Source organism: Furfurilactobacillus milii (genome assembly GCF_021654115.1).
Taxonomy (GTDB): domain Bacteria; phylum Bacillota; class Bacilli; order Lactobacillales; family Lactobacillaceae; genus Furfurilactobacillus; species Furfurilactobacillus milii.
This window is the reverse complement of record NZ_JAIWJF010000014.1, coordinates 1-25,582: the sequence shown is the minus strand read 5'-3', so window position 1 is coordinate 25,582 and position 25,582 is coordinate 1. Positions and strand designations below refer to the sequence as shown.

The window sequence follows — 25,582 nt, the reverse complement described above, 5'->3', positions numbered from 1 at the left end:
AGCTCTTGTTTTGTTGTTACTTGGTTATAAAGTGAATTGACTTCACAATTGTAATTGCTTCGAACTTTCGTTCAAAGACCCTACACATTTGATTCGTCGAAACGTTGTTCAGTTTTCAAAGATCTACTTCGTTGCCTCAAGACAACTTTTATACTATATCATTTGGCTCATTGTGAGTCAAGTGTTTTTGTTAGGAAATAATTTCGCTATCGCTTGTCGCTCAAGCACTCCCTGACAACATAAGCTATATTATCAAAGCGTCTTATTGTGGTCAAGCACAAATCTGAATAAATACTACTCAAACACTTGCTCCACAATTGGGATACACGTAGTAAGTGTGCGTTAATTCAACAAATTGTTCGGAAAAAATGATGGGTTTCGTTTCAGAGGACCCTATTAACCCGTAAATATCGACACCAGTCTTGCGTTTCAACGATAAAATGACGAACAAAAAAAGATTCCACAAAACGTGGAATCTTTTTGGATTACTTCGATTTACTTAACTCCGGCGCGTCAGTCTTATAGTCACTCGACGTTGATTTACCACCATTTTTAGCTTGTACACTGGTGGGATTATCCTTTTGCCCCTGTTTCAACCGTGAATTTGTAGAAGATACCGAGTAATTGTAATCACTCTTATTGACCTTCTTAAAGCCCGTTGGTGTATAGAAACGTAACAAATCACGTGTCATGATCTTATCCGACAACCCCAGCACCGTATTAACATGATCCTGATCAGAAGTAACTTGCTTCTTTTGTGACGCTGTCAGATCAAGTAACTTACCCGTTGCTGTGTCGTAAACCTGACTACCAACCTTTGTATACTGCGGTGTTACAAAGTTGCCATCCCTAAACGGTACAATCTGGTTCCGTTGTGTGGAGAGTAAATCTTGCCCCATCATAATGTAGTTGCCTGTTGTTTTAATGCCCAACAGATCCATCATGGTCGGCAATGCATCGATTTCACCACCATAAGTATGGTTAACACCACCTTGAACACCAGGTGCATGAATCATAAATGGCACCTTCTGGAACATTGCTAAATCGTAATTCGTAACTTTCTTCTTACCTAACAGCTTGGCAATGGCAGGACGATGGTTATTTGAAATACCATAATGATCCCCATAAACAACAATCATCGAGTTATCGTAGAGATTAACCTTCTTCAAGTAGTTAATGAATTCACCAAAGGCTTGATCAAGGTAATGCGCCGTTACAACATAACCGTCAACCGTATTATCACCAGTATCCGTCTGCGGGAATGAAGAATCCTTCTTACCTAATAGGTATGGATAGTGGTTCGTTACTGAAATCACTTTAGCATAAAACGGTTGTGGTAATTGCTGAATATACTTCGCTGAATCCTTCAAGAAAATCTTATCCTTCAGCCCATAGCCCACGTTATAACTTGGCTTATCAGCATTAGGATAAAACGACTTACTAAAGAAGTTTTGATAGCCCCAAGACTTGTACGTGTTACCACGATTCCAGAAACTTGGCACATCCCCGTGCATGGCCGCCGTAGTATACCCATGCTGTGAGAGAATGGCTGGTGCTGCTTGGAACGTGTTAGAAGTTCCATAACTGATCATTGCGGAACCAGTTGGTAACCCATATAACGAGTTTTCCATCATCATTTCGGCATCAGATGTCTTCCCCTGCGCCACTTGATGGAAGAAGTTATCAAATGACAATGTGTTCTGATCTTTATAGAACGCATTGATGTTTGGCGTAACTTCCTGCCCTTTGTATTTATAGTTAATCAGAAATTGTTGGAAACTCTCCAAATGGAAAACAAAGACATTTTTGCCTTGTTCCTTACCGAAGTATTGAAAATTCTCACCAGCAGGATTGTTCTTCAAATACTTTTGAACTGACTTCATATCAGCTTTCGAAGCCTGGCTCCGACTAGTTGACTGCTGATGTGTCTGATAAGCATTGAAGGCCGCATATTCATTTAAGCCCAGGTATTTAACAATATAGTTGTTGTCAAACGTCCGTGTTAACAAACCTGAACGATCTTTTACGGACAAGCCATAATCCACCATCATCAACGCAATAGAGAACACTGTCATTGTGATTGCAAAACGTTTCTTCAATGGTCGTTTGTCCACTTTGATCAGCTTTGTTAACAGTAAAACGATCAATACCAACACATCCAGATAAACAAACAAATCTGAAAAATGCAAAATTCCGGCTAACGATTTTCCCAAATTGTTATCGACTGAACCAGACCCTTTGACAATCCCAATCGACAGAAAGTCTGAGAACTCACGATAATAAAGAATATTTGCGAACAACCATGTCGTCTGTAATGCATCAATAATCAGCATTAACCAATATGACAACTTGCCGCGGAAATATAACGCAATCCCAAACAGCAATAACGCCGTCGGCAGCGGATTTAACGCCAGAATAAATTGCTGAATCGGGGATTCAACACCCAGTGTAAATTTGGTTCGATACGCGATATACGTCTTTAACCAAAACAGTGCCGTCATTAAAAAGAAGAAACCGAGGGTCGTATTTAGCTTGGCATAAAGACCCTTGAAGAATTTCGCCATGTGTCTGTCCTCCACGTCGCTGATATAACAAGTGTTATCAGTGACTGTAATCAATTCCTGTTACTCGTTTTGTTGCTTAAATGAACCTTAACTCAACAAGTCAATATTATAAACGAGCCCCGCACAATTACAAACATTGGCGGGGTTCTTCATAAATTCTTAGTTGTCCGGATAGTTTAAAAGACGGCTTTAAACTCTGTCAGCGCATCATACACTGCTACTGCCACCATATCCATATTGTCATAACAAAAAGCCGGGGCTGTTCTGGCATCTTGTACTGTCCACTCACCAGTTGTTTGATTCAGTGTCACCTTGCATACTTCAACACCAAACTGTTCAAAATAACGCGTCTGCTCTTCACTACGATGATCAAACTGCATCGCTCGCAAACGGCGAATAATACTTTCCAATAACGTACCTGTTTCTTCACTCATTGTTTATCCTTTGTTCGATTCAGAAACCGATGGCGTTTGACCGGTTCCTCAGTAACTTTATCTGGCTTTAACGCCATCGCCCACATACCTGAAAACATCCCCAAGTAATACGTGATTACCCGCCATAGAATCATGGCTAACACTAGCTTTGAACGACTAGTCACGTAACTTGCAAACAACGCCTCAAAACTAAATTCGGCACCGCCTGCACCACCAGGAATTGGAAACAGCGAAATCACCATCACAATTAACACATGAAGCGCTGTAACCATCAGTACATTAACATGATTATAACCCAGCGACAACATAATGAAGTACGGAATTAAATAGTAGACTGACAGCTGTGCCAACGTCAGCAATGCCACGTGCACCATCAATCGCCATTGGGACTTAATTCTGACACTCTCTAAATAGAAAGAATCAATCTTTTCGTCAAGACTAACCCGCCATTCTTCATAACGCTCGGGCTTCACAAACCATCGCATCGGCTTCATCAGTAAGTTCACCATTCGTTTGGTAAACGAATGCCAGAACATAATCATGAGTAGGCCTAAAATCACAACTAAGTGAATCAAAAAACCGAACACCACGAATAACGCCAGATAGTGTAACTTAGCGGCCAAGTATTGAAAACCAATGGCTAACGCAATTAAAAAATTAATCACGATCATCGCTTGATAGACGACAAACTTCATTAGTAGCACTGAGCTAGCACGACCACCATCAACACCGGTTTGAATCATGGCCACCAACTGTGCTGGCTGACCGCCACTCGAAAATGGCGTAATTCCATTAAAGAGTTGCTCAATCAGTGGAATTCTAACCGCATCTTTAAATGTAAAACCACTTATCCGGTCATTGACAAACACTTGAACGATACGTGATTCAATTAGCAGGTAGCCCACCATGCAAGCAATCGCAATCAAAAGCCACCAGCCATTAATATGCAATAAATCATGAAGCAATTGTGTCAGGGCCACATTGCGCAACGAGTACGCAAAGATTCCTAACCCAATAATGACCATCACGATTAATACAATTCGATTCCGTCGGGACATAATTAATCCTCTCTCGCCTGCTGAAGATAGAAACGATGCCAAATTTGGGCGAGATGACTCGCCGAGTACACTTCAGATGCCAATAAGGCCTGACTGTGTAAATGCTGCATCCCCGCAGGATTTTGTTGCAACAATGTTAGCTTCTTTTGCATATCGGCCACATCCGTCGCACTTTCGTAATAGCCATCAATAATGGACCGGTATAAATCCAAATCACGCAACAATACCGGCGTGCCACAACTAAATGCCTCTAATACAGACATTGGGAACAGTTCGTTATACGATGGCAGTAAAAACAGGTCCGCCATGTTGTAGTAGTCAACCAACGCTTTACGGTCAACAATACCTGGGAACAATAAATTAGCTGGCGGATTATCAACCACCTTTTTTAGGTCCGCATAGCCATCCGTAATCCGGCCAAATGAAAATCCACCTGCCCAAACAAACTGAACGTCAGGATTATTCTTTGCCAATGTAATAAAATCACGAACACCCTTGCGTTCCTGAATTTGACCGATACCAAGAACTGTAAATTTTTTTGCGTCTAGATGATAGCGGGCTCGTGTTGCAAGTTTGTCAGCTGACGACATCTCGTAGAATTCACTTTTAGACACAAAGTTTGGAATATACGTAATCTTCCCTCGAGGAATGTTATAGGCTTCGAGCTTCGGAATAAAGGTCGGGTTGACCACTACGATGTGATCCATCCGTTTGTAAAACGAGATTAAATAATGATAGAAAATCTGTTTTGCGATTGGGGGTAGTTTTAAGCTGCCCTCTAAAGTTTCGGGAAGGAAATGAACATAGCCAATTTTAACCCCTCGCCCCGGCAGAAAAGTAGACAGGTAATAAGGAAAATTCACCGTATGATAGTGTGAAATGTCCGTTTTGTGCCATTTATTAATGGTGATGTCAAACTCACCATCAAAGTTATCTTGCAACAACTTCACTAATTCCGTGTATGCACTGCCGACTCCTTGTCCGGGAACGGACGTTGCGGCAGAGAACATATTGATTCGTAACATTGTGTGCTCCTAAACGTTTATTATCGTAAAAACACGTATTTCCACTAACCCAAGGTCAGCTCGGAAATACGTGCTAAGAGTGTTAATCGCTCAACTTGGCTGATTTTTCACTATCTTCTTGATAAATCAACTGGGCGTCAGCATAAAACTGAATAATTCGTTTGCCAAACGCATCTGCGGAAATTTCGTACAAAATTCGTTGACGAACGGTGTCATCGCTAACATCGATTTGATGTGACAAGTAGTCACAAACGTCACGCACTAATTCGCCTTGTTGCTTAAAGGTGCGTCCGATTGTATCTGTCTTCAACAGCTCATCAGCATAAGGACTACTCATGACCACAATCGGTAAGTGCGCTGCGATAGCCTCAATATAAGTCAGACCTTGTGATTCTGAATCACTAGCAGATACAAACACGTCAGCCATTTGATAGTAACGGTAAACATCCTCGTTAGCAACTTCTCCCGTAAACGTGACATGATCTGTTAATTTCATCACACGTACCTGTTGTTCCAAATCTTCTCTAGCGGGGCCATCACCGACGATGACAAGTTGTGCATTAGGTTGCTGTGCCAAAATATCCGGCAGCGCCATAATAACTTCATGAATGTTCTTTTCGAATGCCAGTCGTGACAATGAAAGCAAAACTGGTGTATTGGCGCTAAAATGCATTTTCTGCCGTAGTTCATTGGACTGGGGTTGTTCATACTGCGTCAGATTAACACCTGTTGGGATGACCCGAATTGGCGTTTTAACACCATAGCCCTTTAAAGTGTCTAGCACTCGATCAGAGGGTGCAACCACCCCTTCAACGCCATGTAAATAAGCTCGGGTCGCCAAACGTACCTGCTTAGGCTTTAGTAACTTACCATTAGCCACATAATGCAAATAGTCCTCGTACATCGTGTGATATGTATGAACAACTGGGATCTTCATCGCGTGGGCAACAAATTTTCCCATCAGCCCCATCGAAAATTCCGTTTGGGTATGAACAATATCTAAATGAAGGTCTTTCGCAATTTGTAAAGCACGGAACGCACCACGAAAGGCAATTCGCCGGTCCGTGAAGGAAACAAATGGTACCGACGGAAAACGAAAAATGTTTCGCTCATAAACATCCTTATCAACTTTAGGATCTGTCGATGTAAAGATGTAAACTGAATGACCGTTTTGCTCAAGTTGGTCACGCAGTGTTTTTATCGAAGTGGCCACACCACTCACCTGCGGAAAATATGTTTCAGTAAATATGCCAATATTCACGCTGGTGCCCCCTTCAAACTAAATTCAGTGTTCAGTCAGCATTTTTGCCAACAAAATAATCAAGTTTCATTATACGGATTGCGTTTATATAGTGCAAACGCTAATCGTTTAGATTATCTTCAATTCTAACCTAGACTATCTCTGCACGCCAATATTCACACTGGATTTGGCCACAATGACGTCAAAAACTTAACTTTTCGCGAAGAAAAAAGCACTAGTCGCAAATGCGATCAGTGCTTTAATCTCATAAATTACTCAAGGCTTGCTTAAGCAAGTTCTAACAAAGGAAGGCTTACTTCAACCCTGCCATGAACTGTTTAACCATATCAGCAACGTCTTCATTGGTTTCGGCATCAAGTGCCTTATCAACAAGGTCAGCAGTCGATTTTGTATCAAGTTTCTTCATTAATGAACGCGTCTGCAGCATAGATGTGGCACTCATGGAGTACTCATCCAAGCCCATTCCCATCAATAATGGTACAGCAACTTGGTCACCAGCCATTTCACCACACATACCGGCCCACTTACCTTCAGCATGCGCTGAATCAATAACCTTCTTGATCAAACGCAATAACGATGGGTTGTAAGGTTGATACAAGTAGGAAACGTGTTCGTTACCACGATCAGCAGCAAACGTGTATTGAATCAAATCGTTCGTACCAATACTGAAGAAGTCAGCGTATTTGGCCAACTTGTCGGCAATCAACACCGCGGCTGGCACTTCCATCATCATGCCGACGTCAATGTGGTCAGCCACTTTAACGCCATCATTGATGAGGTTTTGCCGTTCTTCGTCATAGATTGCCCGCGCCCGTTTGAACTCGTCAACCGTCCCAATCATTGGGAACATGATGGCAATGTTACCGAAAGCAGAGGCTCGCAACAATGCGCGCAACTGAGGCCGGAACAAATCAGGTTGTTTCAAACTAATCCGAATGGCACGGTAACCCAAGAATGGGTTCATTTCTTCTGGTAATGGCAAGTAGTCAAGATGCTTGTCCCCACCAATATCCATGGTCCGCACAACAACCTGTTTGCCATGCATATCTTCAGCAGCCTTCTTGTAGGCTTGGAATTGTTTTTCCTCGTCTGGCAATTCGGCACTGTCCATATACAGGAACTCTGAACGGAATAAACCAACTGCTTCACCGCCGTTATCATTAACAGCAGCAACGTCATCAGGCGTCCCAATATTGGCAGCAATCGTGAAGTTCTTGCCATCCTTGGAAACAGATGCCTCGTCCTTCAGCTTGTCCCATTCAGCCTTTTGCTTAGCAAAGTCGTCACCTTTTTTGGTGTAAGTCGTCACATCCTCGTCAGATGGATCGACAATACCAATACCATCCAAACCGTCGACAATAACCTTATCACCTTGTTTGATGGTAGTAGTAGCATCTTCAGTCCCAACAACAGCTGGAATTTCCAATGTCCGACTCATGATTGCCGAATGTGACGTCCGACCACCCAAATCAGTAATGAAGCCCTTAACAAATTTGCGGTTCAGTTGTGCCGTATCACTTGGTGTCAAATCATGCGCCACAATCACAACTTCAGAATTGATCAAGGCTGGATTAGGTAGGTTCTTACCCAGTAGGTGGCTCATAACCCGTTTGGTTACATCGCGCACATCAGCTGCCCGTTCTTGCATGTACGCATTGTCGGTCATGCCCTCAAAAATCGCGATGAAATTGTCGGTGATTTCCTTTAATGCTTCTTCTGCATTAACTTTGTCAGAGTCGATCTTGCCTTCGATTTGGCCGATCATTTCTGGATCTTGCAAAATCGTAATATGTGCTTCAAAAACTTCGGCTTCTTCTGAGCCCAAACTTTTTTCAGCAACGGCTTTGATCTGTTGCAATTCTTTTATTGATGCATCTAAAGCACTGTGTAAACGGGCCTTTTCAGCATCAGCATCAGAAATTGTCTTCTTGTCAAACGTTAAATCCGGATCAACTAACATATAGGCCGGAGCAACGGCAACACCGTTACTGGCCGCAATCCCACTGAGTTTCTGAGTCATTAGTCAGACAAACCTTCTTTAGTCATGGTATCTGTAATTGCACTGATGGCGTCCTTTTCGTCGGCACCGTCAGCAGAAATGGTAACATCGGCGTCTTTACCAACACCTAATGACATAACGCCCATGATGGACTTCAAGTTGACGGACTTACCATCGTAAGCCAAGTTAATCTCTGAAGAGAATTTAGATGCCGTTTGCACCAAAAGTGTGGCTGGACGTGCGTGTAAGCCTGTGTCTGCAATAATGTGAAAGTCTTTAGATTCCATAATCATTAATCTCCTTAATGCACTTAGATTTGTAAGGGATTACTTTGCCGTAGAAACGGCGATTCATCAATCACCTTCTGTATCATAGTAGCATATGTTTTTTACAAAATACAACCATTCGCAAAGGAAAAATGCGCTTTTTGGAAAGCGGTACCAATGCTAATCCTATACGGATAGTGGTCTAGACCGTGTTTGACAAACGTTGGATTAACAGCATTTTATTTTGAAATCGTTTTCCATAGGTGAAACATTCTGGTAAATTCTCGAGAAAACAAAACGACGTCACTGATGAAAAAACATCATGAACGCCGTCTAAAATCTGTATGCATACTAATCTTCTTGATAATGATAAGTGATTTCGCCACCACGATCAGCCTGACCAACTATCCGTTGACGATAAGGCACATTCATCAACGCCGTTTGAAACTTCATAAAGTGTTCTGGTGTAACCTTTAATTCTTCAATTTCACCATTTTTCAACTGTTCAAGTTTTGCTGCGTAGTCGTCATCCATTGAATTCAATCCTTCTTTCTTTTAAACAGGTGCCAGCCAAGCTGGGCGATACCCAAAACTGCAATCAAACCACTGACAATCGCTGTGAAGTGGATGCCTGCTGTTAATCCTGGTGTCCGATACGTTAATTTGATCTGCTGCTTGCCGGGTTTAGTTAGCTTAATCCCCATGAAAGCTCGATTTGTTTTAATCAACTTGACAGCATGCCCGTTGACCGTGGCATGCCAGCCGGCACTATAAGGGATAGATGAGGCCAACACCCCAGTCTGCTTGGTCGTCACAAGTCCTGTAACTTCATTGTGTCTCAGCCTTAATTCTTGTAATCCGTTCTTCTGCAAGTGTTGTACTTGTTTATCATACTGAGTTGTCATCGGAATCCCAACAAGTTGCAAATCAAACGAATAACGCCCTACCTGTCCCAATTGCATAGATAAACCGTTTGGCATCTGGTCTACCCATCCTAGATTAAGCACACCAGCCGTCGTTTTTTCATACTCACTCAAATTGGTTTCAGGCATCTGACTTAACGAGTTAGTAATATCACCATTTGTCATACTAATACGCCAAGCTTGATTGGGTGACCCATTGGCCACATCACGTTTGAAGGCATCCCACCCGCCATGAGCCGCCGTCTGATTACTACCAGAAGAAAGGTGACCATTGATTCCTGGTGAATTCAACTTATCAATGTTAATTCGATCAGTCAACGTTGGTTCTGTGTAATGAACGTTCGTTATCAAAGCGCGAATTTCCATCCCCTGATATTGCTTAGCGTTAGGAATATAAAGTGTATAGGTATCAGATTTATTCGTGTCGGCAATATTGGTAGTGCTGACGACATTTTGGTCGGCATCGTATAGTTTATAAGGAATTACGACACCTTTAGGCTGCAACTTTGTCACTTTTAAATTCTTAGTATCGCTGATAGCTGTCACGTTCGCCAAATTGGCTTCTTTTTCATTGGCATCTAGTTGCTTGTATGTCTGATTACTGATAACGCGTGACTGAAAGTACATCAACGGAAAATTATCCGTGGTCTGATAAACCTGAACATCCCCATTAGCACCGTAAAAGGACTGATTCAAATCCGGTGTTTCACCAAATGTTGGAACGTAATTATGTGGCATGTTCGTATCACTTGGCAATGGCGAATTAGCATATAAATCGCGAACACCCAAAAAATTTAGCACCCGACCACGGTCATCAAATTGTTGAATCGGCAAATTCAGTTGCCGTTGATTGTTTAATAAATCGCGACTAAATTGGATGGCCGCCCCATTTTGAATCGAATAAAACGAGCTGATATTAGCGCCATTCAAAAGAAAGTTATTCGGCGTAATGCCGGCCGAAGCAGTGACATAGTTACTAACGTTACTGGTGCGTGCAAAAGTCGGCGCATATTTGCTAATCTTTGTCCCGTTTTGTTCCGCCCATGTTGGCTGAGTTGCTACTGCTGTAGTCGCTGTACCATACGGTTGAGAAATTAACGCCTTAGCCGCACCATTTGGTAAAAATTGATGAATATCGTACGCAGCGTTTTCGAAATTAAAGGCGACAAAAATATTAGCCATCACCAGAGCACTAAGAACTTGTGGTTTCAGCAATTGTGGCCGAACCGTACCAACGACAAATACGCCTGCATAGACCATTAAAAAGAATAATTGTGGCAGCACCGTATTGGTCGAATCAGCAATAATTTGCGTACTGATAAGAATTAAGGCAAGAATGACGGCCGCCCATTTGAAGATGGGCACCCAATCATTGAGTGTCATACTCTTAAGTTGTTGTAGGAAAACACCTGTCATTAACGCCATCGGTAAACTCATTAAGAATAACCACCGATTCGATGGTGAGGTGAAGCCATTTAATGTAGCAGCAAACATTGGCAATAAACTGAGCACTGTTGTCAGCACCATCAGTCTCACAATCAGTTTGTAGTCCCGGTAATGACGAAAAGTCCACACAACTACAAGCAACAACATGTTTACTGATAACGTATTTAGCCAAAACGGATCCACGTTAACGTTGCCTAACAGTGCGTTTGGCAAACTTAGGTAGTATTGTAAGGAATAAAAGTGCATCCCACTGGCAAACGGGACATCGAATCTTGGCGAACTCTGGAGGGCCTTAATTTCTGGTAAGGTCAGCCACGCCGTCGCCAACAGACCAAGCACCCCACTACATAACATCCGACCAAAGTTAAACCAGTGCTGCCGTGCCAAAGGATGTGGAAGTTCACTCCAGCGTAAAATCAGGTACGTGATTCCACCGAGGGCCAACATGAACGCCAAATAAAAGTTAACTACCACACTGAAATAAACAACAAAACCGAATCCCCACGCTGACCGTCCCTGCAACACTGCTTCAATTGCAGTGATTAGCAATGGCAATAGAATCAACGCGTTAACGAAGAACGGTTGAAATAGACTCGCGTAAATGGCAAAGCCACTGCTGAGATAAACCATCGCGCCCAACCAAATGGCCCAGCGTTTAAGTGAAAAATGACTGGCAAAATAGGTAAAACTCAGTCCAGCAAAAAACATGCGTACCAGACCTATAAGCTGAAACCCCGTTAACAAGTGTGCCTTATTAAATAGCAAAATCAGGTAAGCAAACGGATCACCAATGATGTAGTACGAAAACGTTTGGAATGCATCTGCTCCCAAACCAATGTGCCACGACCATTGCAACGGTCCTGCACTCAGATGGTGTAGCCAAATAAGCAGAATCTTGCGGTATTCAATCATAATCGGAACATGCTGATGCAACACATCATGCGTTGAGATCAGTGAATAGCCAAATAACCAGTACACGCCGTATGTTAATAGACAAAACAACACAAAAAAAAGCACGTAACCGCCATAAAGTTTTCCTCGCCTTTGTTTTGCAAATGAGAACTTCATGGTTGTACGTGCTCCTTTAGTCTTAAGTCATTGTGTAAGTTGATTCTTACATTATGAACAAAACTGGCCATCGTCGCAAATAATTATTTACTTATGGTAAAGCACTAATTCATCAAACTGTATTTAGGACCGACTTTATTAATGGTGCGAACGATTGCCCACCGCGTTAGCTGGAAAAAACGAACCACAGGATTGACTTTTACGTTGCCCCACGTTTCATAGTGATATCTATTGCTAACGTGAATGAAATGATACATTCGGGCACGCTGAGGATTCCAATCCCGTTTATCTTTAAAACCGTATCGCCAGCGCCGCTGCCGAATCAAGTTAACCGCTACGTTTTTAGCCGGTGAGTCTGGTGCATAACGTTTAAATACCCGTGGGCTAACTTGTAGCCACAGCATAATCTGATCAGGCTGTGTCATAACCTTTGTCATTTCGTCATCAGGCACGTTGGCAAACTCATCGTCTGCATCCTTCAACATTAATTCAACCCAGTTAACACCGTTTAGTGCACTCCAATAACTGCAACGTTCCAAACGCGCATTTAATTCAAGTGCTAAAAATTGTTGAGTCTTTTGATCATACCTGAAAACGATGTTCGCAATGCCCGTGTAGTCAATATCCTCTAAAAATTGGCATATTTTATCTGTTAGCTCGCTTTCCTGAACCGGAAAAATGGCATCGTGATTACCAATTCCCCACGGCGTATGGTCCTCTAAGGCAACGTGGCCTAATGCCATGCCACGAACATGGTGGTGTTGATCGACATAGGCAGAAAACGTGTATTCTTGTCCCTCACCCGCTACAAAGCGTTGTAAAACAAAGTTCCGCTGATAGCCTTGATGATAAGCCAAACGCAAGAAATGATTAATTTCTTCATTAGAATTAAGCACATAGTCCTTGCGATGATCTGAATATTTCATCGAACCCCAACTAACCGAGTCCGTTGCCTTAAGCATAACTGGAAAAGGAAACGGTGACTTTACGTCACGTTCCGTATCGTTTTTGCTCAGTTCAACATATTCTGCTGGCTTCAGCTCAGTTTTCTCCAACAATTTATAGAAACGGGCCTTATCCGTAACTTGCTCAAACATTTCAGCATCTGGATAAGGTCGCACAACATTGTCCGGAAAGTACGCATACTCTCTAATCAACTTTGCATAGGCATCACCCAAGCCAATTAACACAACACGTTTAAAACTCTTAATTCGATCCAAAATGCCATTCTGCATTGCTTTAGCAAAGGCGATTGTTTGGCTAAGATGTGGAATCACTGTCACATCGGTGAATTTACTGAACCGAGTTGCCGATAGGTTTTTTGCTCCATAAATAATGGCTTTCTGACCCGTTAAATCGTAATACATTCTTGCTACGCCATATGCGTTTTCATCTGTTCCAAAGAAAAATGGCACTGTATTCCCTGCGTATTCCGTCAATTAACTCACCTTACTTATAACCTTTTATTAGATATTATTATAATAATCTAACACAATTTTCATTATCACTTTTACAAGAATCATTAGAGAAACTAAAGAATTTCAATCGTTAAAAAGTTTACAGAGCAATAATCTTTTGCAAGTTAAGGAAAATTCTCCGTTTTAGCACTCTGATAAAGAAAGTGCTAAAAAAGTGAGGCAATTCCCTTGCACACTTTTTGTTAGTGTGTATAATACTAATCAAAGGTCAAAGTTGGTCAAACGAAAAGCAATCGATCAACTCCCTTTCGCCATCAGCAATCATATGTACGCATTCGAACTGCTGGTGAGCCCTTAGAAGGAGCGATAACATGCTTTGTCAAAACTGTCATCAAAATGAGGCAACGATTCATTTAGGCCTCACAATGAACGGACAACAGATGCAAGTGCATCTTTGCCAAAATTGCTATCAACTTCTACAACAAGCTGAGAATAATTTAATGAACGGAAACGGAGGATCAACAAATATGGCTCAAGATCCATTTGGTTTTGGTAATTTAGATGACCTCTTTGCTGCAATGCAAAACGGTAACGTCAATGCCAATAATTTTCAACAAGCACAACAAGGTCCACAAACACAAGCAGGCCGCGGTGGTAACAACAACGGCGGTAACAACAATAAAAACTCTAAGCATCCCCTACTTGATCAATATGGTTTAAACCTCACTGATCAAGCTAAGGCAGGTAAAATTGACCCCGTCATCGGTCGTGACGCAGAAATTGATCGTGTTATCGAAATCTTAAACCGTCGGACGAAGAACAACCCAGTTCTGATTGGTGAAGCTGGTGTTGGTAAAACGGCGGTCGTTGAAGGCTTGGCCCAAGCCATCGTTAACGGTAAGGTGCCTGAAAAACTGCTCAACAAACAAATCATTCGTTTGGATGTTGTTTCACTGGTTCAAGGAACTGGTATTCGTGGTCAATTCGAACAACGCATGCAACAATTAATGAGTGAAGTTTCAAAGAACGATGACATCATCTTGTTCATCGATGAAATTCACGAAGTTGTTGGTGCAGGTAACGCTGAAGGCGGTATGGATGCCGGTAATGTATTGAAACCTGCCCTTGCCCGTGGTGAATTCCAACTCGTTGGTGCCACAACTCAGAAAGAATACCGCGATATTGAGAAGGACGCTGCTTTAGCCCGTCGTTTCCAACCAATTGAAGTTGAGGAACCTTCTATTGAGGATACGGTTTCAATCTTGAAGGGTATTCAAAAGCGTTATGAAGACTATCACCACGTTCACTACACTGACGCAGCAATTGAAGCCGCAGCACGTTTGTCAGCCCGTTACATTCAGGATCGTTTCTTGCCTGACAAAGCCATTGATTTGATTGATGAATCCGGTTCAAAGAAGAACTTAACGTTACGCAACGTGGACCCTACTTCTTACGAAGATAAAATTCACACCGCGGAAGCACACAAGCAATCCGCTTTGGACAAAGAAGATTACGAGAAGGCTGCCTACTACCGCGATCAAGTCAATCAGCTAGAAAAGGCCAAGAAGGACGCGGACGAAAATCCACAACCCGATGATGCTGCAACGGTGACTGAAAAAGATATCGAGCACATTATCGAGGAAAAGACTGACATTCCGGTTAGCGACATGCAAGCGCAAGAAAAGACCCAATTGAAGGATCTGGATAAGCGGCTTGAAAAACATGTTATCGGTCAAAACCAGGCAGTTGACAAAGTTGCCCGTGCCATTCGTCGTAACCGAATTGGTTTGAATCAAACTGGTCGTCCTATCGGTTCCTTCCTCTTCATCGGCCCTACCGGTGTTGGTAAGACAGAAACAGCTAAACAACTTGCTAAAGAGTTATTTGGATCAAAGGATGCCATGATTCGCTTTGATATGAGTGAATATATGGAACAATACAGTGTTTCCAAACTGATTGGCTCTGCGCCTGGTTACGTTGGTTATGAAGAAGCTGGCCAATTGACTGAACAGGTTCGTCGTCACCCTTACTCATTGATTCTGTTAGATGAAATTGAGAAGGCTCACCCAGATGTTATGCACATGTTCTTGCAAATCTTGGATGACGGTCGTTTAACTGATTCTCAAGGTCGTACAGTCTCCTTCAAGGACACCATCATCATCATGACTTCTAATGCCGGCTCTGGTGATAGTGGCGAGAACAGCGTTGGTTTCGGTGCTACTCAAGATGAACACGCTAGTCTGATGGCCAAGTTAGGCAACTACTTCAAGCCTGAGTTCTTAAACCGTTTTGATGACATCGTTGAGTTCAACTCCCTTTCCAAGGAAAACTTGGGTCAGATTGTTGAACTGATGTTAGACGATGTTAATGATCAGTTGGCTAACCGCAATTTGCACATTCATGTAACGAAGCCAGTTGAGGAAAAGCTTGTCGACTTAGGGTACAACCCAACAATGGGTGCTCGTCCGCTACGTCGTGTCATTCAGGAACAACTGGAAGATCGGATTGCCGACTTCTTCTTGGATAATCCTGATACACACAATCTTGAAGCTGTGATGGATGGCGAGAACATTAAGGTTGAAGCTGACACACAGTCAACAACTAATGCTGAAGTTTCATCAAACAAGCAAGCCAAGTAAATCGAACACACTAATTATTTATGGACAGCCGACTTTTATCGACTGTCTTTTTTTATGTTTTTGATTCTGCTTATACTATTCTCTAGAATCACTTTAATGATAAGATTGCGCAAAATCTTCTAAAAGATTATTGTTGAGTTGTTCATAACAATCTATTAGAGGTGGTAGTTATGTATATAAAGAAAACAATACTCGGGTTAGCTGTGCTGCTAAGTGTCAACGTTGGAAGCGTCTCTTCTGCACATGCCATGACCGTTGTTGGACATGATAACAACAAGTTTACAGTTAGCGATAGCAATCAACGTTATCCGGGTGATTCTTCTGCCCCGCTGCAATCGACACAGGGATCAAATGGTTCTGGAATGCAGAATCCGCAAACTAATAATTTCCCGCCAATAAGTGAAGTACCAAACTCAGGTTTGAATGCTGTTATCGGTAATGATGATCGTAAAGTTGTCTCTGACACAACAGTATCACCATACAGAAAAATTGTCCTCTTGAGAATGGATTATGGTGGGACAAACTACTATCAAGGAACGGGTGTCATGGTTTCTCCTGATACCGTTCTGACTGCGGGGCACTGTGTTTATGGTAGCGACGGTCCTATAAAAGGCAAAATGCCAGATTCAATCACCGTCATTCCCGCAAATAACGGTACCGTTATGCCGTACGGATTTTCAAGTACCAGCACATACTATGTCTCACAAGATTATATTAACTCGGTTAATACAGGTAACACTAACGGTGATCCTACACTGGATATTGGTGTCATAAAACTCCACAGTACAGTCGGTAATCAAACCGGTTTTATGGGTATGTCCCCTAATAGTGCAACCATCGGTGAAGCTGCTACAATTTCTGGCTATCCTGTGGATGCTTTAGGACAACAAAATTCCCCAACAAAACAGTATTCTGCTTCCGGTAATATTGTAGGAATTCATGGCAACAATATTTTTTACAACATTGACATGACAGGCGGTGATAGCGGTTCTCCGGTGTATAACAAGGCAGAACAAATTATTGGGATCAACACCCGCGACACTGGTGCAACATCGACCTTCAACTGGGGCACAAATTTGACCGATGCTTACTTCAATATGACCAATCAAATCATTAAGAATTCAACCGTTTCAAACGGTTGGCTGTTAAACGAAGGTAAATGGTACTTCTATAACGATAAGGGCCAGTTGAATAACGGGTTCTTGAAAAACAACGGGTATGTCTACTACACCGATGTTCACGGAGTAATGCAAACCGGTTGGCAAGTTATCGACGGTCATTATTATTACTTTAACCAGGATGGCCATTTACTAGTTGGTTGGCAATTAATAAATAACAACTGGTTCTACATGACCACAGATGGAATTATGCAGACAGGTTGGCAGGCAATCGACAACGGCTGGTTCTATTTTGATAATAACGGCTTTATGCAAAAAGGCTGGCAGCTAATTAATAATAATTGGTTCTACCTTAACCAAAATGGTCGAATGCAAACGGGATGGCAAGCAATCGACAATGGTTGGTTTTACTTTGATCAAAATGGATTTATGCAAAAAGGTTGGCAAAGCATAAACGGTAAATGGTATTACCTAAACCAAAACGGACGGATGCAAACGGGTTGGCAACAAATCAATGGTCAGTGGTACTATCTAAATGCCGATGGTTCAATGGCAACGAGTGGCGTTATTGATGGATGGTCAATAGCCGGATCTGGTGTTGCAACTAAACAATAGTTAAAAATTAAATAATGGTTTGTTCTCGGAATCTTGCCAAGAACAAACCATTTTATTTTAAAATCAGATTTGATGAACTACCAAATAGTACATATAGTGAAAAATCTCATCAATCATTTTTTATATAGACTCACATAAAAAATGACTGAGTATTAATATACAAAACGGGCAACTAATAAGAATTAATAAAAAGTCAACGCACGTTTAGCAATCCCCTTCTCACTATCGGAATCAAACTAATTATCCAAGCGATTAAATAGCTCACAACAAGTGAACCCAATAAAAGCACTGTAAACTTCCAAATATCATTACCTGAAGTCACAATTCCATATTTTTTAAAGAGCATTTGCACTGGTCGATGAATTAAATAAACACCTAGACTTAGCTTAGAGAACAAAGTAAATACTGCTAAATTATCTGTTTCGGGAATTCTACGCAGTAATTCAAACAAAACAATTGAAAATACTAGTAATAGTGGGCTTGTGTACCAAACCCCAAAAATTGGCCGACCGGGGACAATATACTTTGTATCTAAAAACAAGCTACCCGCTAACAAAAGTATAAAATCAATGCTTGCAATGAGAATTAACCATGTGCTCTTTAACCTTTTTAGTGCCCCTGTTTTATAAGATATCCAAAAGCAAAATAAACAGCGCTAAATGACAAGGCTGTTCCAATCGAAATAGTCGTAGTAACCATTGACTTTCGTTCCACACTCAATACAGCGCTCACTTCTGGTAATAACATGGTAAACAATATTGAAATACCTAGAAATAGATTCACTACTTCTCGACTGGATTTAACAATAGCATTTGCCAAAAATGGTAGCGTCAAGTATAGACCAAGAATGGCGGGTATATACCAGTAGTGCCATAAGTAAACTGAAAATAATTTACTAGCAGGGTTATCAAGAAACAAGCCTGATAAGAAATAGTCTTTTAAAACAATATGAAGATCAAACACCTTTTTTAGAAAAAGTTCATATATGACTGTCCAAATTTCAAAACAAACCAGCAGTGGCAATAAATTATGTAGCAAAAAGTGCTTCAAATATGACTTATTATTGTATGGTCTGTCGATCATTAAGTAACCCGATAAGATCAAGAATAGTGGAACACCTGTCCTGCCTAAGATAAACACACTCACAGCGAGTATTTGCTTAATAATCGAATAGCTGACAAATTGTTGACTCGAACCGTCAATGTTGAAGGCTGGTATTGTTTGTTGGAGTGAATGGCAAGCAACCACCAAAACTATCGCAATGCTTCTGATGACGTCTAAAGTTAGAATTCTCTTTTTCAAAATAATGACCTTTCCTGAAAGCTTGTTACTGTTAGTTCAGTTAAATACAATTGCTGGCAAAAGAAAATCTTCATAAACACACAACCATAATGATAACTGTCGCAGGAGTATCTCACAATAAATATTGAAAATAAAATCAAGGTATTGCTTGTAAAATGACAGAAATGTACTGATTGTGTTTGTACCACAGAATTACATTTCCAAATCAATGTTTCACTCCACACAATCAACAATAGAGTAGCTAGTGTTAATAAAAAAAGTGGGTTCAAAAACACACCGCCGTCAAAAAAACATATTGAAGCCACGTTAATCTTTATAAAAGACTATTTAAGTCTTACTTCCCTCTTTTAACCTTAACTACGAGTGCGCTATACTGAGGGTATTAATCAATATTCAGTGGGGTCTGCAATTATGAGTGAAAAATTAGTTGAAGGAGTTCCAGTTTGGGTTTATTACACAGACGTTGACTCCGGTAAAACATTAGTAGAACCAAAAGTGCTACGTGGCGCCATTGGTGATCATTATGAAGTAAAGGTACCGGAATTTGCCAACTACCGCCTACTTCACCACACCGGCAACCTTGATGGTGTCTTCACCAACCAGCAGCAGGAAGCACGTTTGTACTTCCGAGAATCCGACTGGGCAGAAGTTGAAAAAGTTCAAATGTACGCCACAATTCAGGAAGACGTCCCTACCTATGACCGTCCCGATGGTGAATTACAGGCACTAGAAATGCCAGTTGGTTCAGTTTGGCGCGTATTCTCCCGAATCGCTACGAATAATGGTGAATTTTGGTATAACATGGGCACTAATCAATGGGTTATGTATAAGCCAAACGCTTTTACACTCAATAACTCTCCTGTTCGACCAACTTCTCATCATGACGAACCCAAGGAACATAATTGGGATATTCAACCTGTTTCAGCTCGCGGTACCATCGACTTTGTTGATGGTAAATCTGTTTCCTACTATGCTGAGCCATATGGTCGGCCATCTGGAACCATAGCAAACCGAAGTGTCGTGGTTATCAATGGTGAAGTTAGTGATCCTTCCGGAGTTGTTTGGTTCCAACTGCAAGGTTTAGGCTTTATCAATTCTATGTACGTTAAATTAACGGGACCAATTTCTATCAGAAACATGGCGTAACACATCTATAATTAATTCGTTTAAAAAACGCTGCGATAAATTATCGCAGCGTTTTTGTCGTTTTGTTTTTAAAAATTAATAGTTCTCATATCCAGTGAACACACCACTGTCAGTAAAGTCACCATATTTACCGTTATCTACTTCATTACCATAACCTGTTACCATGTAACCAACTTGGTCAATCCAATACCAATTACCGTTTGAATATACCCAACCGTATTGAACCCGACCACTCCCATTGAAGTATGACCAGTTGCCATCACCAAGGTACGTCCAGCCTGTGGCCATTGAGCCATTTCCATTCAAGTAGTAGTCGCCTAACCATTGACCACTCAGCATATAACCACCAGCATCAGCGTAGTACCAAGAGTTTCCAGCTTGGAACCAGCCTGTCGCAATAACACCTGACCCTTGCATGTAGAACCAACCATTATCGTAAATCCAACCAGTCTGCATAGAACCACTACCGCTAAAATGATAGTAGCTACCATTAATGTCCGCCCAGCCAGTTGCCATTGACCCATCTGAGTAAAAGTAATACCAGGAGCCATTAATAACTTGCCAACCTGTAGATAATTGGCCTGAATTGTTAAAGTAGTACCAAGAACCGCCTATATATTGCCAGCCCGTTCTCATAGCACCATTATCACCTAAATAATACCAACTACCATTCTGATATTGCCAGCCGTAGTCCCAAGACTGGCCTGCATCGTCCCATAAATACCATCCACTTGAATAACCCCACCAACTATCGGCCTTTGCAGTGGTATTAGAGATAGCTAGCCCTAGACCTAATGAGGCAGCTACGAGACTAACAAACGTTAGTCTTCTTAGGATTCTTTTCATTACTTTTTCTCCTCTCAATATTATTTATAAAAAAGTAATCAAATAATTATATCAAAGAGTTCCTAATTAGGAAACACCAAAAAGATATTTTGTTCTTAAAATTGCAATTCTTGTTTCATATATAGCACTAACACCATAGCCCTTAGAATTTAAAAAAGCAGGTTACTCATGCAACTCGAGTAACCTGCCACTAATATCATTTAGTTTTATGCTCTATTTACAGAAAAGATCTGCTGTTGTATTTCCCGTTGCATGTGGAAATACCAATGATCCCCAATTTTCTTAATGCCGACGGTTTTAAAACCATGTCGGTCATATAGTGCTTTTGCACCAGGATTTTCAAAGTCAACATTAAGTCCAACAACTGACTTTTCGTCTTCCACAGCCTCTTCAGGAATGGCTTCAAGCAATTTTCCGCCGATTCCCATCCCCTGGTATTTGGGATCAACTACAATGGAGTCCAAGTACCATTCGTTCTTAAATGCTTCATAATCAGAACCGAATGGATCATCCGCAAAGACATCACTAAAACTCGTTGCGTCCTCCAGCACTTGGTCCACTTTTTGCTCATTTTCATCGGGATAGCCAAATGCTACTCCCACTACTTGACCGTTGGCCTCGGCCACCACCGTTGTTGCAGCACCAGATAGATATGCTTCACTCTGGTACGCAGCGGTAATGGCCTTCAGGACGGCAGGGTCAGGAACGTCTTCTAATTCTTCCAGTTCCATTTCTTTGAAAATGATATTGATGAGGGGGGCTATCTGGCCAGCATCATCCTTTTGTGCTTCACGAATCGTTATGATAAAAATTCCTCCGTTTCTGTATGTTAACATCATACATGAAAGCCCGTATAAAGGCAAAAACAGCGTTTAATCATTAAGCAGGCTTAAGAATTAGCGCTAACACATCCACGTTTGGTAGAATACGGGTAACAAATTAAATATAGAAAAGGAGATTCACTATGATTACATCCATTGTCATCATTGTCGTTTTAGTTGTGCTCGGTATTATCTATGCCAGTTTATATAATGGACTTATTCGTGCTCGCACTTACACTCAGGAATCTTGGAGTCAGATCGATGTCCAGCTCAAACGTCGAAACGATTTAATCCCAAATCTAGTCGAAACCGTTAAAGGATACGGTCACTACGAACAGTCAACGTTGGAAAAAATAACAAGCCTGCGTAGCCAGTTGATGGGTGTTCCTTCTGACGACCACCAAAAAGCCATGGAAGTATCAAATCAGTTAAGTGATACGCTTAAAAGCATCTTGGCAGTTTCTGAGGCTTACCCCGATCTTAAGGCTAACGAAGAATACACTAAGTTAATGGAAGAACTAAGTAATACAGAAAACAAAATTGCTTACTCACGTCAGTTGTATAACTCAAGTGCTGCGAGTTTGAACATGAAACTTCAAACATTCCCAAGTAACATGGTTGCTAACCTTCATCACTTCACACCGGCTGACTACCTGCAGGTTCCCGAAGAAGAAAAGTCAGCTCCAAAAGTATCTTTTGGTAACTAAAATTAAGGAGACACGAAGTTGCTTTACGAACAAATTCGACAAAACAAACGCCGAACCGTTTACGTGCTAATTGGCTTTGTGCTACTTGTTCTCGCAATCGGAGCGGCAATCGGTTATATGTTCTTTAATAGTAGCATTGCTGGCTTATTAATGGCGCTAGTCATCGCGGTTGTGTATTCAGCTATCATGATTGGTAATTCAACAAACGTCGTTATGAGCATGAATCATGGTCACGAGATTACAAGTGCCGACCAAGCACCGGAACTTTGGCATATTGTTGAAGACATGGCGCTAGTAGCTCGTGTGCCAATGCCACGGGTATTCATTATCGATGACCCAAGCCCTAACGCTTTCGCAACTGGCAACGACCCGCAACATGCAGCTGTTGCAGCAACCAGTGGTATTTTGCAAATCCTAAACCGTGAAGAACTTGAAGGAGTCATCGGTCATGAAATGACTCACGTTCGTAATTACGACATTCGGCTACAGACTATCGCCCTTGCCTTGTCAGCTGCTATTAGCTTATTGGTAAATATCGGTATGAATTCCTTTTGGTGGGGTGGCGGACGTCGAGACCGTGATGACGACGACAACGATGGTGGCTATCTACGAATCATCATGTTCATTGTTTCCATCGTGCTAGTTATATTGGGTCCCCTCGCCGCTTCTATTGCTCAGATGGCCTTATCACGTAATCGTGAATACCTAGCAGATGCTGGCAGTGTTGAGTTGACCAGAAATCCTCAAGGTCTCATTTCCGCGTTACAGAAAATATCTGGCGGAGAGCCGATGCAGGCTGCAGATTCCAGTAGCGCAGCATTATATATTACGGATCCATTCAAAAATAAACGATCATTTGCACATTTATTTGACACGCACCCCCCAATTGCTGACCGAATAGATAGATTGCAGAAAATGTAAAAAGCACAATAAAAATGGCAACTTCTTGAAAGTGTTCAAGAAAGTTGTCATTTTTATTCGAACCGTGGGCTCTTAAGAAAAGTCTACTAACATTTTTGCTATCACAGTTTGCTCGTTAGTTTTACATTTGGATACTTTTGAGTGAACCAATTTTCAGCAAATTGATTTTCAAACAAAAATAGTGGCTGCCCATCTCTGTCTTTAACCAAAAGATTACGCGATGAAGCCATATTTTCGTCTAGTTGATCTGGATCAATCCACCTCGCTATTTTACTTCCCATAGTTTCCATGATTACATCAGAATGATACTCGTTTTCCATACGGAACTGAAATACCTCAAACTGAAGTTGTCCCACTGCGCCTAAAACATACTCATTAGAAGTATATGATCTAAATAATTGAATTGCACCCTCTTGGACTAACTGTTCGATCCCTTTATGGAATGACTTTTGTTTCATCACATTTTTAGGAGTAACTCGAACAAATAATTCAGGCGTAAATTGGGGAAGCTCCTCAAATTGAAAATCGTCATTTCCAGAATAAATAGTATCACCAATTTGAAAATTACCAGTGTCATACAATCCTATAATGTCACCGGCCACTGCTCGGTCAACATTTTCACGTTCCTCGGCCATAAACTGAGTTGAATTGTTTAGTCTAAGAACCTTCTGATTACGTTCCAATGTGACGTCCATTCCACGATCAAACTCACCAGAACAGATGCGTACAAAAGCAATCCGATCTCGATGATTCGGATTCATATTTGCCTGAATTTTAAAAACGAAACCCGAAAATTGTTCATCTAACGGAGTGACGAGTTGACCCTCCCTAGTTTTATGAGCTGTGGGACCAGGTGCAAATTCTAAATATGCCTTTAGAAACGTTTCCACGCCAAAATTGACTAAAGCAGAACCGAAAAACACGGGTGTTAATTCCCCAGATGCCACTTTTTCTTCACTAAGTTCGTTCCCAGCAGATTGAATAAGTTCAACTTCATCACGTGTGTCTTGCCAAATTGAATCACTGTGTAATGGTTCCTCAGGGTCGATATCATTTGAATCATTTAGCTTCAAATAACGTGACCCTTCACCCTTACGAAATAGTTCAACACGATTATTGTAAATATCGAAGAGACCTTTTAGACCTTTTCCCATCCCAATAGGCCAGTTCATTGGATATGTTTCAATTCCTAAAACGTCCTCAATTTCACCAAGTAAATCCAACGGTTCTCGTCCATCCCGATCTAGTTTATTAATGAACGTAAATATGGGAATTCCACGCATCTTACAAATCTGAAACAGCTTCTTCGTTTGCGGTTCAATTCCCTTTGCTGAGTCAATTACCATTACCGCCGAATCCACTGCCATTAGCGTTCGATACGTGTCCTCAGAAAAGTCTTCATGTCCTGGCGTGTCAAGAATGTTAATACGTTTCCCATCGTAATCAAACTGCATGACAGAACTAGTCACCGAAATGCCGCGCTTCTTTTCGATTTCCATCCAATCTGAAGTAGCAAACTTCCCGCTCTTTCTGCCTTTCACAGTTCCAGCCTCACGGACTACGCCACCAAATAATAACAATTGTTCGGTAATCGTCGTTTTCCCAGCGTCAGGGTGGGAAATAATGGCAAATGTTCTTCTTGTCTCAACCTTCGTTTTAATAGTATCTAGCATAATTCTCCCAACTTTTATTAGTAACGTTAATAATATGAAATTCATATTTGTCTTACGAGAAGCTCAGTATAGAGCACAAAGAAAGGCAACCAGATTTTGATGCTTTTTTTGCACTATAATGTCGTTTGTTTAATAAAGATATAGATTTCTGGAACTAATGGAAAAATTCAAAAAAGAAAAAACAACAAAACAAACGCATTTACTCCCCTCGATTTAAAATTGAAGTGCAACACCTGCTCTACTAGACCAGTTCTTTATTCAGACTAGTCAAAAAGGCCATGAAGACCTATTCTTAATTCACCACAAACAAGAAAGAGGTATCTTCATGACCC

18 protein-coding genes and 1 pseudogene are annotated in these 25,582 nt (G+C 41.4%); 5 read left to right on the top strand and 14 right to left on the bottom strand.

Annotated elements, in window-relative coordinates; all coding sequences use genetic code 11:
- Positions 1-485: 485 nt before the first annotated feature.
- The 10 genes from LDK34_RS12160 to LDK34_RS12115 form a co-directional block, all read right to left on the bottom strand.
- Positions 486-2,564, bottom strand: coding sequence for an LTA synthase family protein (locus LDK34_RS12160; RefSeq protein ID WP_178942243.1), 2,079 nt, complete (start codon positions 2,562-2,564; stop codon positions 486-488).
- Between the two features lie 176 nt (positions 2,565-2,740).
- Positions 2,741-2,998, bottom strand: coding sequence for a DUF1797 family protein (locus tag LDK34_RS12155; RefSeq protein ID WP_017261114.1), 258 nt, complete (start codon positions 2,996-2,998; stop codon positions 2,741-2,743).
- On the bottom strand, positions 2,995-4,056 hold the full coding sequence (locus LDK34_RS12150; RefSeq protein WP_178942242.1) for a lysylphosphatidylglycerol synthase transmembrane domain-containing protein: 1,062 nt from the start codon (positions 4,054-4,056) through the stop codon (positions 2,995-2,997). Before LDK34_RS12150 ends, LDK34_RS12155 begins: the two co-directional genes overlap by 4 nt.
- 2 nt (positions 4,057-4,058) lie before the next feature.
- Entirely contained in the window at positions 4,059-5,081 is a 1,023-nt protein-coding gene (locus LDK34_RS12145) for a glycosyltransferase family 4 protein (protein WP_178942241.1), read from the bottom strand.
- Between the two features lie 82 nt (positions 5,082-5,163).
- Positions 5,164-6,342, bottom strand: coding sequence for a glycosyltransferase family 4 protein (locus LDK34_RS12140; RefSeq protein ID WP_017261117.1), 1,179 nt, complete (start codon positions 6,340-6,342; stop codon positions 5,164-5,166).
- Positions 6,343-6,634: 292 nt separating this feature from the next.
- On the bottom strand, positions 6,635-8,362 hold the full coding sequence (gene ptsP / locus LDK34_RS12135; protein ID WP_178942240.1) for a phosphoenolpyruvate--protein phosphotransferase: 1,728 nt from the start codon (positions 8,360-8,362) through the stop codon (positions 6,635-6,637).
- Complete coding sequence (locus LDK34_RS12130; protein WP_017261119.1) at positions 8,362-8,628, bottom strand: phosphocarrier protein HPr; 267 nt, start codon at positions 8,626-8,628, stop codon at positions 8,362-8,364. Before LDK34_RS12130 ends, ptsP begins: the two co-directional genes overlap by 1 nt.
- A gap of 330 nt (positions 8,629-8,958) precedes the next feature.
- Positions 8,959-9,141 (bottom strand): hypothetical protein, encoded by a 183-nt coding sequence (locus LDK34_RS12125; protein WP_161002568.1) that lies wholly within the window; start codon positions 9,139-9,141, stop codon positions 8,959-8,961.
- A 5-nt stretch (positions 9,142-9,146) separates the two neighbouring features.
- Positions 9,147-12,044: a YfhO family protein gene (locus LDK34_RS12120; RefSeq protein ID WP_236941890.1), complete on the bottom strand. Its 2,898-nt coding sequence runs from the start codon at positions 12,042-12,044 to the stop codon at positions 9,147-9,149.
- Positions 12,045-12,148: 104 nt separating this feature from the next.
- A complete protein-coding gene (locus tag LDK34_RS12115; RefSeq protein ID WP_236941889.1) occupies positions 12,149-13,483 on the bottom strand; it encodes a carboxylate--amine ligase in 1,335 nt (444 codons plus the stop codon).
- A gap of 350 nt (positions 13,484-13,833) precedes the next feature.
- On the opposite strand from LDK34_RS12115, the gene LDK34_RS12110 reads away from it, so the two are divergent.
- On the top strand, positions 13,834-16,101 hold the full coding sequence (locus LDK34_RS12110; protein WP_178942237.1) for an ATP-dependent Clp protease ATP-binding subunit: 2,268 nt from the start codon (positions 13,834-13,836) through the stop codon (positions 16,099-16,101).
- Positions 16,102-16,271: 170 nt separating this feature from the next.
- Positions 16,272-17,834, top strand: a complete 1,563-nt coding sequence (locus LDK34_RS12105) for a trypsin-like peptidase domain-containing protein (RefSeq protein ID WP_236941888.1) — start codon at positions 16,272-16,274, stop codon at positions 17,832-17,834.
- Between the two features lie 193 nt (positions 17,835-18,027).
- Here the strand turns inward: LDK34_RS12105 and LDK34_RS12705 are convergent.
- Positions 18,028-19,082: pseudogene (locus tag LDK34_RS12705) on the bottom strand (acyltransferase).
- A gap of 465 nt (positions 19,083-19,547) precedes the next feature.
- On the opposite strand from LDK34_RS12705, the gene LDK34_RS12095 reads away from it, so the two are divergent.
- Complete coding sequence (locus tag LDK34_RS12095) at positions 19,548-20,282, top strand: MucBP domain-containing protein (protein ID WP_178913922.1); 735 nt, start codon at positions 19,548-19,550, stop codon at positions 20,280-20,282.
- 75 nt (positions 20,283-20,357) lie between these two features.
- Here the strand turns inward: LDK34_RS12095 and LDK34_RS12700 are convergent, their stop codons facing one another.
- Together LDK34_RS12700 and LDK34_RS12080 are read right to left on the bottom strand one after the other, a co-directional pair.
- The gene (locus LDK34_RS12700) at positions 20,358-21,128 is read right to left on the bottom strand and encodes an N-acetylmuramoyl-L-alanine amidase family protein (protein ID WP_178913921.1); all 771 of its coding nucleotides are present in this window, start codon (positions 21,126-21,128) and stop codon (positions 20,358-20,360) included.
- A gap of 206 nt (positions 21,129-21,334) precedes the next feature.
- A complete protein-coding gene (locus LDK34_RS12080; RefSeq protein WP_178943447.1) occupies positions 21,335-21,934 on the bottom strand; it encodes a GNAT family N-acetyltransferase in 600 nt (199 codons plus the stop codon).
- Positions 21,935-22,095: 161 nt separating this feature from the next.
- On the opposite strand from LDK34_RS12080, the gene LDK34_RS12075 reads away from it, so the two are divergent.
- Both LDK34_RS12075 and htpX read left to right on the top strand, forming a co-directional pair.
- Positions 22,096-22,656 (top strand): LemA family protein, encoded by a 561-nt coding sequence (locus tag LDK34_RS12075; RefSeq protein WP_178943446.1) that lies wholly within the window; start codon positions 22,096-22,098, stop codon positions 22,654-22,656.
- Between the two features lie 18 nt (positions 22,657-22,674).
- Positions 22,675-23,577 carry a zinc metalloprotease HtpX gene (gene htpX / locus LDK34_RS12070; protein WP_178942233.1) on the top strand — a complete coding sequence of 301 codons (903 nt, stop codon included), beginning with the start codon at positions 22,675-22,677 and terminating at the stop codon, positions 23,575-23,577.
- A gap of 101 nt (positions 23,578-23,678) precedes the next feature.
- Here the strand turns inward: htpX and LDK34_RS12065 are convergent, their stop codons facing one another.
- Complete coding sequence (locus LDK34_RS12065; protein WP_178942232.1) at positions 23,679-25,250, bottom strand: peptide chain release factor 3; 1,572 nt, start codon at positions 25,248-25,250, stop codon at positions 23,679-23,681.
- Between the last annotated feature and the right edge of the window lie 332 nt (positions 25,251-25,582).